The organism is Pseudomonas sp. Q12-87 (assembly GCF_001269755.1).
GTDB lineage: Bacteria > Pseudomonadota > Gammaproteobacteria > Pseudomonadales > Pseudomonadaceae > Aquipseudomonas > Aquipseudomonas fluorescens_S.
On record NZ_LHVI01000006.1, the window covers coordinates 1 to 10,984 of the forward strand.

A 10,984-nucleotide genomic window follows, 5' to 3' on the forward strand; every position below is an offset into this window, starting at 1 on the left:
TAATTTAAAAAGTTAGCCTTAATTGCTACGGGGCAAAAGGCGCAGGCGCGGCAGATGCTCTTGCAAAGAACAAAAAGGGGAAGAACAAAAAGGGGGCAGATTTATTTTATAAGGTACGGAAAGAGTCGATTCATTGGCTTGCTCGGTGTTCTAAAATAAATCTGTCCCCTTTTTTTCTTTTTGTCCCCTTTTTTTCAAAAAAAAGTTTGACTAAAAATTAGAAATATTTCAGTGAAGATGGTCCATGAGTCAGGAAATCAATAAGTGTGTTGCGCGTGCCATCGCCGAAATTGCAATATTTCTTGAATTTTCTGGAGAGGATGTAGTTGCTCCGGATGCGTCTGTCCAGGCACTTGAGCAGTTGGCGGCGACTCTTCAAATGGCCGATTTAAAAACGAAAAACGCCCTATGTCTGCAATTTTCTGAGATCGCTACTGAGTATTCTGATGAGCAGGCCGATTTCGTTGAGAGTCTTGGGGAAGCATTGGGATTGGTTAATGAATAGTGAGGACTCGGGGACAGCCCGCCTTGACCTAATGCTAGAGAGCGGGGCAGGCTACTCCCGCACGGTAAGGTCACAATGAAAGCATTCAGCGAAAAGGGACAGCGAAAAGGGGACAGATTTATTTTATGAAATGCAGAGGGAGCGGGCTTATTGGCTTGCCCAGTTTTCTAAAATAAATCTGTCCCCTTTTTTCCAAAAATAAATTTCTGAAGAGGTCTATCTGGAAAAATATACAGAGTTAGTGATTGATGGCCAGCTTGTAGTTGCTCCCAGTGTCAGCGAGTGGGAGGAGAGCTTGAATGCAGGCACGTATCAAGATGGAACTATTTTCAATGACAAACTTGAAATTGTTGTGCGCAATATGCTTGATTTTGTATCTGGGCGCGAAGGTCAATTCCGTTTGGGGCTACATTTGACTAAGTCGTTGAAGCCTTGGGTGCCATTATGTTTATATCGTATGGATGAACGATGGCAGCGAGTGCTCATCGAAAGGGTGGCTTGCGATCAATGCAAATGGGGTGGGAAAATTGCTAATCCTTCAGATCCGACTTTGTATTTTGGCGTTGATGATGGCTTAGGAGTTTCTTATAAGGCATTATCGCTTCCTCGTTGTAATTGCCCGAAATGTGGTATGGCGCTACCTCGGATAGCTGTGTGGGTGGAAGATATTGAAGCGGGCAGGAATAATTAAGTTGCCAGGTACGGCGTAAAGGAAAAAAGGGAGCCGAAAAGCGACCGAAAAGGGGACCGACCGAAATGGGGACAGATTTATTTATCGCGGCTTAAATAAATCTGTCCCCTTTATTGCTCTTTATTGCTTTATTCGTCTTGAATAGCTTGGAGCGCCGTGGAGACCAATGAAATGAACAAGCGGTCAGATTTTTTACTTGATAAAGTGTTGAGGCATGATCTTGTTTTGGTTCATGTGACTGGCGCTCCACGCCCGCAGGTCTTGCGCGCGAAAATTGGGCGTATATATTCTACAGGGGCGGGAATTGTTCGCAGCGTTCTTAATTCGGAAGTTGAGTTCATTCGATCGGGTGGCACGTGGGGGGATGTAGCCCTTAAAGTTGATGAGCAGGCTCTTTTGTTTGTTAAATCGATTTCTGGAGAGTTGTATGAGGATCCTTGGCATGGGCATATGGTTGTGGAGGATATTGAGGGGGATTTATATGCAATCTATCCTCGCAAGGAATTGTGGTTGAGTGACGATGTCCCAACTTTAATTCGGGAGTCCTCCCGGCAAGACCCGAAGCGCTCATATGCGACCGCGATTCGTTTTGACGTGATGGAAGAGTATTTGCTAGGTTTGGTAGAGCGGTATGGTGAGGGTAGGTCGTAGTATGTTATTAGAAGGCGGTAAAAATCTCGGCGGACTTGTTGCTTTGCTGATTATGCGTACATTTGGCGTTTTTTTGTTTGCAAGTCGCGAAGGGTGGGGCGTTGAGGCCTGATACTTTGTAAAAGTTTTAGGATCGGTCATCAAATTTTATGTCTTCTGAGTCGGCTGGGTCAGTACTGCCCTGATCCAATAAGCTGAGTTTATTTATCTTGCTAACGCATAAAATTTTTTCTATTTTTCTTTTTTAACTATCAATGATGTGCTTGGAGCATTCATGAAGAAAACAACGCTGCTAATATTTGGCCTGACTCTGACGTTATCCGGCTGCAAATCCAACGTCCGGGACTCTTCTCCTGACCTGCTTCGCGACGGTATCCAATTCCAGCAGAAAAAGGTTGCCGTCGATGCGCAGCACGCCAAGGTCATCATGAAGGCGACGGGCAATGTCGTCCCGGTGGAATTTGCAATCAGGCGAGCGACGGACCCAGACCAGCGTATGGATGTGCAGGGAACAGTAGTGGATTCCGGTCGCGGCAAAGTGTTCGGCTGGATTGCCAAGCTTAACGAAACGGCGCACAGCGCGACCTTGAAGCATTTCCCTCAGCTGGAAGTGCAAGCTGATCCCGATCAGCCATTCGAGGTATCAGGTTACGCCACTGGCGAAAGTATCAACCGCGGTTATCGTTGCGGTCCGATCAGCACCATTTTCACGCCGCAGAAGGGCAAGGTTTATCTGGCGGAGCTCCAGTTTGTGGGTGGGGGCTGTGAACTGCACGCCTATGACATCACGCAGCCTCAGGAGCGTATCCCTGTTGAAAGTAGCGCCCAAAACGGTGGCTTCGCCAACGCAGTCCCGGGTTGCAAGTCGGCAACGGTCTCGGTGAATAGTCAGCCGGTCACAACACAGTTCTGCATCAAATCCATCATGCTCCAGCCTTCGCAGTATCGCGTTAGTGTCAACGACCAGACGGTTTTCAGTGGCACCGATTACGAGCGCGTTGCTTTCGTAAAAACCGTTAAGGAAGGAGCTGTAAGTGGTGGTTGTGATGAAGTAGTCGAAGCGCAGTTGGGCAGTACTCAAAAGCCTGTCGCCTTGAAAGAGTTACCCGCTGATTTAGTGGAAGGCTGCCACATTACCGCGGACGCTGAAGGTCGTTCCCGACCCTTTAGCAAGGATGCCGCGTGCCATAAGGTTTTCTACAAAGCCTTGATGCCATTATTAGGCAAGGTAGTAACCGTCGAAACTGCACGGCAGTGTACGGTCAAAGTAGGCGCTCAGACAGTCTTCGAAGATCGTTTCAATTTCTGACAGGGAACAGGCACGAATGACACGTCCTTTGGCATTTTTTAGAAGGACCGGTCCTCAGGACGAGGTCACGCGCCACGACTGCAAACTTCCAGGTTCACGGTCTCTGGGCTGGACTCTCAGCGCCCTTCTCGACGACACAGGCGTTTATTCCCAACAAGTAGAAATAGCCGAGCCTGAAGGAATGCTTATTAGCCGTCAGACTTCCCGGAGAGCGCCAGTGTGTCGGAGCTGATTTCCGAGCGGAACGCGATGTTCTCCAGCAGCTGGGTTACGGTGCGGATGCGGTAATCGGCGGTTTCGAAGAGGACGTCGAGCGGGGCTTCGGTGTCGATGAGCAGGGTGGCGGGGATGCAGTTGATGCCAGTGATGGGCATGTATCGTTTCATCGGTAGTACCTCATTTAATTGAAAGGAGCTACCTCGTTAATCGGGTCGCCAAACCCGAGTCGCCATTAGGGCGACGACGGAATATAGGCTGCGTTATCCGTGAGCTACAAGATGCCGCTTTCCGAGTTTGATGTAGGACGTTTAGCTTGTTAGCGGCGGTATTTTGCTACGTTGGTGTGGGGCTGCTGCGCAGCCCAGCGGGAGCAAGCTCCCTCGCCACGGGGGAGTCCGACAGCCTTTCCATGGGTGAGTTGCAGGAACGACGCCGTCACTCATGATTTGACGAAAATTTGGAATGGGGAACGAAGGCCGAGGGCGCGCGTTTCCCGTCCCGGCTGCCTCTTCAGCAAGGCTCGCTTTTGTGTTTCCCTTACCGCCACTTTTCTTCCGCAGCCTGCCCAGCGCTCGCCCACTTCGGATTTATAAACCGTGCAAACCCCCACCCGCAATGCGCTGGTCACCCAACTCGCCACCCACCCCGATGACATCGCTACACGTGCCGCGCTTTACCGCGATCTACTCGACGCCGCTGAGGTTTCATTGGACGGTATCCGCGTCGCGGCAGGGCTGGGCGATCCGGCGGCCAATGTCGTGATTGCTCAGTTGAATGCCACGGCACACGTCAATCGCCCCGGGCCGTTGCTGGCGCAGCTTGGCAATCTGCCGGTTGATCATGTGGCGTTGAACAACGCCGAGCCGGCGTGGTGCGACGCCTTGGCTGGGTTGCCTTTGCGCACGCTGGTGCTCAACAGCCCGCGATTCAGTTGCGATCAAAGTCTATGGCAGCGCTTGCCAGACCTTGCCCTCGAAGGCCTGGAAATCAGCGGATTCTCCCGCGACGATAACGCGGCCAGCCTTCCTTTCATCGAACGGCTGCGCCGGCTGAAGTTAAGCACTTACGGCGAAGACTTCGACGATAACTTCTTCGAGCAACTCGGCAATAGCGCGCTGGAGGAATTGTCCTTGGACCGTTGCGATGACGTGACCGACGCAGGCCTTCTCGGGCTTTCAAACCTCAAGTTGCGATCACTCACGCTGGAGCGCGTGGGCGAGTTGACTTCCCGTGGGATGGCGCAGTTATGCGGTCACCCACTTGAGCAACTGTCCCTCGGTTGGAGTGGCGCGATCCTGAAGGACCCTTCATGGCTTTGCGGTCTGACAGCTTTGCGTTCCCTGAGCCTGGATTATTGTTACGCAACGGACGCCACGCTGAATGCCATTTCCGGTTTGCCCATCGAACGGCTTTCGCTGCAGTCCTCTTATGTTTGCGAAGACGATCTTGAAGTACTGGTAGGCATGCCGCTCGCCGATCTGGATCTCAAGGCGTCACGCCAGATAATCGAGCGGCTCGATGTGCTGCACGAGTTTCCACTAAAGCGTCTTGGGCTCTCTGATGTGCAAGGCATCAATGCAGATACGTTGAGGGATCTGCGCGGTTTGGAATTGGAATCCCTGGACCTGTCATTGAACGACGTCACTTGGAAAGAGTTGAAGCAACTCGCCGGCCTGCCACTGAAACGGCTGAAACTCAGCTTTTGTCGCGGCGTCGATGGCAAGGTTTTGCGCAAGCTTGTCGAGTTGGGCTTGCCGTTGGAGCAGCTTGAAATCAGCGGCCTGGATCTGCGTGATGCGGACTTGGCTTGCCTGCGAAACTTGCCGCTGCAACGCCTCGGTTTGTATGACAGCCCTTGGCTCACCGACGCGGGAGTGGCCCATCTCGCCCGGATGCCGTTGCGTGACCTGACGATTGCGGCGGATCCCGGAACGTCGCGGATTACCTCAGGCGCCGTAGCGGTTTTAGAGCAACTGCCGCTGCGCACATTGGCGCTGTTCAATTGCACTGCCATCAATGCTGAAGGCTGGGATCGCCTGGCCAGGTTGCCGGCTCGCGTAATGGGCCCGGGTATCTGATTCCTTGTCAGCGTCGGCGAAGGTCTCAATAAGAGCGGCAGAACGGTTTCCCACATTTATGGGATATCGCTTTGCGCTCTTCGCTATAACCTTATAAGCCTCTGCGAATTAGACTTGAGGGAGTGCAGTCCGCGCGGCGATCAAGGAAAACAACGTGCAAGAAGTACTCAGCATTAACTGGCTGCTTTGGCTCTCGACCATGGTACCGCTGACCCTCAGTGCGGGCCCTGGCAACTTGATGGTCGCCACTTCCGGCGCACAGAGCGGCGTGCGCCGTTCGGTGCGGTTTATCGTCGGGCTGGACATCACTTACTTTCTGCTCGCGGTGCTGGTCGGGCTCGGGCTTTATCACACGTTGATGAACAGCCCCAAGTTGGTTTGGGTGCTGCAAGTGGTGGGCAGTTTCTACATCTTGTGGCTGGGTGTGCGCCTGCTGCGACGTCCCTTGAAAGCGCCCGGTGAAAAAGCCATGCACTTGCAATTTCGAGACGGCATCGTCGTGCAGCTGAGCAACGTGCAAGGAATCGTGATGCTGCTGGTGATGTTCTCCACCTTCACACCTTCTGGCGAGACGAGCAGCAGTGTCGTGTTGATCTTGAGCGCGGCGCTGATCTCGCTGAATTTTTTCTCTCACGTCATCTGGGTGTCCATGGGGTCGAGCGTGCAGAAGCTGATCCGGGCGCGACCAAGATTATTGGTACTTCAAAATGCGGTGTTTGGGCTGATGTTGATCGCGGTAGCGGTCTGGATATTCCTGCGGACTGGTCCGCTTTAAAGGAGCAACAGCCAGGACGCCGAACGCTATTGCATGTCTGCCGTTTTGTCGTGGAACAGCTGCGTCAGGTAATCCACCACTCGGTCGACGCGGCCCACACCTTGGGTCGCTTGATTGCGCAGCAGCCAGATATGGGAACGGTGTTGGGAACTGTCGGCCAGCACCTGACGCAGGCCCGACTGGTGTGCAACGTAGGCCGGTAGCGCGGCAATGCCAAGATTGGCTTCCACGGCCTTGAGTTGGGCGTTGAGGTTGGATACGCGGATCCACAGCTTCTGATCGTCGCTCAGTTCGCTCAGCCACTGCGCCAGCGGCATGTAAGACATTTCCTCGGTCCAGCCAATCAAGTGATGGTGCTTCAAGTCGGCGGGCTCCGCCGGCAGGCTATTGGAAGCGGCATAACCTTCGGAGCAGAACAGGCCCTGCACCAATGTCCCGACCCGGCGCATGGTGAAGTTGCCGTTATCGGGCCTGCGCAGTCGGATAATGATGTCGCTGTGGCTTTGGGTCAGTTTCGACGACACCGCCGAGTTGATGAAGTCGAAACTGATCTCGGGGTATAGCTCATGAAACTGGGCCAGCCCGGGGATGATCAGGTGCGTGCCCATCAACTCCGGGCAATCGATGCGCACCTGCCCGGCCATTCGATCGCTTGGCTGCGACATCTGCCGCTCGATGAGTTTGAAGCGCTCTTCGGTTTCCATCGCCAGCGGTAGTAATGCCCTGCCAGCTTCGGTCAGGAAATACCCATTGGTCTTTTTCAAGAACAACACGGTGCTGAGCGAGTCCTCGAGTGCGGCAATCTTGCGCGACACCGTCGAGGCCGAAACCTTGAGCGAGTTACCGGCCTCGGTCACGTTGTTCGACTTGGCGACGACGATGAAAACCTTCAGATCATCCCAGTTCACTTAAATGTCATACCCAAGAATGGAAAATCGATCCTCATCTATTTCTATTCGAAATGATCAGAGGCCAGTTTAAGGTTTTTCGCATGGTGCAACACCGTAGAGGATATAGGGGATGATACGTAACCCGATGCGCTCCCTTCCAGTTCATGCAGCCGTTCTTGAGTTGGCTGATAGCCAGGTTTCCTGTCGATCCCTTATTGCCTTCAACCCGATAACAAACGGGGCGCCGGCACGGTGGTGACTGCGCAAAATTATTACCACGGGTTCGAGGGCGAGCGGGTGGAGAACGCGTTTTCATTCCTGGCGGCGTTGCGGCAGAACATCCGGACCTATGATGGGGGGCGTTACCCCCGGGATGTCGTAGAGGGTGTCGTCGGACACTGGCGCGCGGACACAGGTTTTTGGGGTGGCGCAGGGCTGCATCCCTGCGCCTGGTCAACCTAGAAGCTGTACTTGGCGGTCATCATCAGGTTGCGTGGGGTGCCATAAGCGTCGCCGCCGTAGCTGATGGAATTGGCGACGGATGAGTAGTACTTGCGGTCGAAGATGTTATTGGCATTGAGCTGCAGGTCCAGATGCTGGTTGACCCTGTATCCGGCCATCAAGTCTGTGACCGCATAGGCGCCCTGCTTGAGCCGGTAGTTACTACCATCGAGCAACGCGACGTCGTTGTAGATGCGGCTCTGCCAGGAGACGTTGCCGCCGACGCGCAGTTTTTCCAGCGAACCTTGGAATTGGTAGCGGGTGGTCAGCTTGAACAGGTGCTCTGGCGTGTCGGTGTCGAAGCGCTGATTCACCTTCTGCGGATTGGCGCTGTCCTTGATGGTATGCACGCGAGCGTAGGTATAGCCGCCACCGACCTGCCAATTTTCGGTCAATGCGCCTTGCAATTCGAAGTCGACACCCTGGCTGCGAAGCTCGCCGGAGGCCTCGTAGCAAGAGGACTGTGGACAGTTCGGCACGAACACTTGCACGGCGCGATTTTCCTGGTCGACGCGGAACAGGGCCATGCTCGCATTCAGCGCGCCGTCAAAATATTCACCCTTGATGCCGGCCTCGTAGTTCTTGCCGACGATCGGCTTGACCGGTGTGCCGGAGGTGTCCTTGGAACTCTGCGGCGTGAAGATGTCGCTGTAGCTGACATAGACTGAATGGTGGTCGTCCAGGTCGTATATCAAGCCTGCGTAACGGGTAACGTTTCGAGTGACCTTGTAATCCCCTTCGCCATCCCGATTGTCGTAGTCGTACCAGTCCAGCCGCCCGCCAAGAATCAGCTTCAATGGATCGGCCAAGCTCAGGCGGGTGGTTGCGTACAGGCCATCCTGGGTAGTGACTTCGCGGCCATTATCCGTGTGGACGAAGTCCGGTTTGCCGGCGTTGATCGGCCAGTTCATGTCATACGGAGAATAGTTGTGAGTGGTCATGTCATAGATGCGCTTGCTGGCGCCCACCACCAGTTCGTGGGTACGTCCGAACGCTTCGAAGGGGCCATTGGCGAAAGCGTCCAGGCCGGCCTGGTTTTCATCATGGGCGGACTGGTAGACAGTCCGAGCCAGTGTGTTATTGACCCAGCGTGACTGGTACGAGCCAGAGAACAACGCGTTCTGCTCAGCGTAGTTGGCGTTGAACTGAAGACTCCATTCATTGGCCAGGCGATGGCGGACTTCGGCGAAAAGCGTGTTGATCTCCTGATCCTTGTTCTCCCAACCGGTGCCAGGGTTGTACGACCGCGGCAAATCCAGGTGATGGCCATCCTGGCCGATCATCGACGAGCCCCAGAAGTAATTGGTTTTGTCCTTCTGGTGCGAAAAGCCGAGGGTCAGGGTGGTGTCTTCGCTCAGGTCTGCTTCGGTGATTGCATAGAATAAGCCGTGATCCTCCTCGACATCGTCGATGAAACTGTTGGCATCGCGGTAAGACGCGACGACCCGACCACGCAGGTTGCCGCTGTCATTGAGCGGGCTGGACGCATCGATCTCGCCACGGTAATCGTCCCAACTGCCGGCGGCGCCTGTCAGCGTGACTCGCTGCTCGGCGAGCGGCCGCTTGCGTACCATGTTGATGGCCGCCGAAGGATTGCCTGCACCGGTCACCAGGCCGGTGGCGCCGCGCACGACCTCGACTCGGTCGAACATCGCAAGGTTCGGCTGAGCCCCGACGTTGACGCCGTCGTAGCCGCTCGGTATGCCGTCGTACATGAGGTTATCAATCTCGAAACCGCGCGCCGAGTACGTCTGCCGACCGGGGCCGCTTGAAAAGTCGAGGAACAACCCAGGGGTGAACTTCACCACGTCGTTGATGCTAGTCATGGCCTGGTCATCCATGCGCTGACGCGTAATGACAGTGGTGGCTTGTGGCGTTTCACGCATCGTCAGCGGCAGCTTGGTGGCCGTCGACATGATGCCCGTGGTGTAGGAGTCGGAGCCTTCCGTGATGCTGCCCAGCGGGCCGCTGGAAATTTCGGTCGCACCCAGCTCCAGGGTGGCGGGCTTGGATTTTTCCTGAGCAGCGCTGCTGTCATCGGCAAGGGCCGGTGAAAGGGCTGCCATGCAAATGGCCATGGCTAACAGATCACGTGACGCGTTGAAATAACACAGGGGTGTGGCGCGCGACATTGAAGGCTCCTGAGGCTCTAATGATAAGTAAGGTGTTGTTGAGAATCATTAGTGATTGTCGCAGGGTTTTCCGCTGTGCAAAAGCGTGATGCGTTAGAGGAGTGTTGAGTTTGGGAAGGGGGCTTCGGTTATGGCGCCGGGATGATTTGTTCGGGCATGAAAAAGGCACTGGCGAGATTCGCTAAGCGCCTGGTTTGTGCGGCTGTAATAGGCCCGTCGCCATTTGTGAGGACGTATTCCTGGTCTTTCGGTTTGGGCGCACATGAGATGTGCTCCCAAGATCAGCCTGGGGTAGCCGGGGATGCCATCTGCAATACCAAACAGCCCTGGGGCACAAAAAACTGGAAAGCCCCTTGCAGCGCTGAAACACCGAATGTACTGAATTTCAGGCACAAAAAAAGACGTCCGTGGACGTCTTTAGATGTTGAGTTGGTGGAGCCGGGGGGATTTGAACCCCCGTCCGCCAGTACTCCGCTGTCGGTACTACATGCGTAGCCGTGTCTATTAAGTTAACCCTCAGCGACCCGACGGGCAGGGTGCTTTGGGCGAGTTGTGTAAGTTTTAGCCGCTTCGTCCACAACGTACTGCACGGCGATTCCGTTCTATATGACAATCACTTTGGGTTTACGGACATCCCCTTGTGATTGCTGGACCCGAAGGTACCAGAAGCTCAGGCGTTAAGGCTGCTTACGCAGCGATAGCGTAGTCCTGGCCGTAGGTTTCGTCATTGGCAACTATAGAAGTTGCAACAGTGGATTTACGAGTTCTGTTACCAACTCGGCATGCACCTAGAGTTTCGCAACCGGCGTCGAATCCTAAACGGCCCCGAACCTGACGCTTCGTAAAGCTGTGAAGCGGCAGGCATTCGCAGTGTACGCCAATTCGCGTCTGAGGCCAACCCGAAGGCTGGCCTCAACCTGCTATGAGTTCTTGCCGTCTTTGCTGACCTTCCGGATTTCCTGGATGGTCTGGGTGGTTTCGGAAATGCATTTTTCGGTGCCTTCCTTGGTGTTCAAAGCCTGATGGGCCTTGGCTTGCTGGACGCTCGCCTCGACGCGCGCTTGCAGTTCCGGGGAGCCCTGGATCTGGGTCTTGGCGTTCTCAATGGTTTTCAGGTTGGTATCGCAGAGATCACTCGAGCCGCCGGCAGCGAACGAGGACGACGCCAGCATCGAGGCAGTGACAAACAGACCTAACAGTACAGAGCGTTTCATGTGTCTCTCCTTGACCCAA

At 54.5% G+C, this 10,984-nt stretch carries 9 protein-coding genes, 1 other RNA gene and 1 pseudogene; 6 read left to right on the forward strand and 5 right to left on the reverse strand.

Features of this window, described 5'->3' with window-relative positions:
- The first annotated feature begins 244 nt into the window (after positions 1-244).
- The 4 genes from AD663_RS03230 to AD663_RS03240 all read left to right on the forward strand — a co-directional run bounded on the left by AD663_RS03230 (position 245) and on the right by AD663_RS03240 (position 3,156).
- Entirely contained in the window at positions 245-505 is a 261-nt protein-coding gene (locus tag AD663_RS03230) for a hypothetical protein (protein ID WP_003177784.1), read from the forward strand.
- Positions 506-800: 295 nt separating this feature from the next.
- Positions 801-1,196: a hypothetical protein gene (locus AD663_RS28855; protein WP_152632661.1), complete on the forward strand. Its 396-nt coding sequence runs from the start codon at positions 801-803 to the stop codon at positions 1,194-1,196.
- 156 nt (positions 1,197-1,352) lie between these two features.
- Positions 1,353-1,847: a hypothetical protein gene (locus tag AD663_RS03235; protein WP_157062701.1), complete on the forward strand. Its 495-nt coding sequence runs from the start codon at positions 1,353-1,355 to the stop codon at positions 1,845-1,847.
- Positions 1,848-2,121: 274 nt separating this feature from the next.
- Complete coding sequence (locus AD663_RS03240; RefSeq protein WP_053213277.1) at positions 2,122-3,156, forward strand: hypothetical protein; 1,035 nt, start codon at positions 2,122-2,124, stop codon at positions 3,154-3,156.
- A gap of 206 nt (positions 3,157-3,362) precedes the next feature.
- Here the strand turns inward: AD663_RS03240 and AD663_RS03245 are convergent.
- Positions 3,363-3,542, reverse strand: a pseudogene (locus tag AD663_RS03245) (hypothetical protein); the annotation flags it as partial.
- Between the two features lie 429 nt (positions 3,543-3,971).
- On the opposite strand from AD663_RS03245, the gene AD663_RS03250 reads away from it, so the two are divergent.
- Both AD663_RS03250 and AD663_RS03255 read left to right on the forward strand, forming a co-directional pair.
- Positions 3,972-5,453: a hypothetical protein gene (locus AD663_RS03250; protein ID WP_053213278.1), complete on the forward strand. Its 1,482-nt coding sequence runs from the start codon at positions 3,972-3,974 to the stop codon at positions 5,451-5,453.
- 154 nt (positions 5,454-5,607) lie between these two features.
- Complete coding sequence (locus AD663_RS03255) at positions 5,608-6,228, forward strand: LysE family translocator (RefSeq protein WP_003177806.1); 621 nt, start codon at positions 5,608-5,610, stop codon at positions 6,226-6,228.
- Between the two features lie 26 nt (positions 6,229-6,254).
- Here the strand turns inward: AD663_RS03255 and AD663_RS03260 are convergent, their stop codons facing one another.
- The 4 genes from AD663_RS03260 to AD663_RS03270 form a co-directional block, all read right to left on the reverse strand.
- Positions 6,255-7,136: a LysR family transcriptional regulator gene (locus AD663_RS03260; RefSeq protein WP_003177809.1), complete on the reverse strand. Its 882-nt coding sequence runs from the start codon at positions 7,134-7,136 to the stop codon at positions 6,255-6,257.
- A gap of 440 nt (positions 7,137-7,576) precedes the next feature.
- Positions 7,577-9,751: a TonB-dependent siderophore receptor gene (locus AD663_RS03265; RefSeq protein ID WP_053213279.1), complete on the reverse strand. Its 2,175-nt coding sequence runs from the start codon at positions 9,749-9,751 to the stop codon at positions 7,577-7,579.
- Positions 9,752-10,181: 430 nt separating this feature from the next.
- Positions 10,182-10,578: a transfer-messenger RNA gene (ssrA, locus tag AD663_RS28125) on the reverse strand.
- Positions 10,579-10,671: 93 nt separating this feature from the next.
- On the reverse strand, positions 10,672-10,965 hold the full coding sequence (locus AD663_RS03270) for a hypothetical protein (RefSeq protein WP_003177813.1): 294 nt from the start codon (positions 10,963-10,965) through the stop codon (positions 10,672-10,674).
- Between the last annotated feature and the right edge of the window lie 19 nt (positions 10,966-10,984).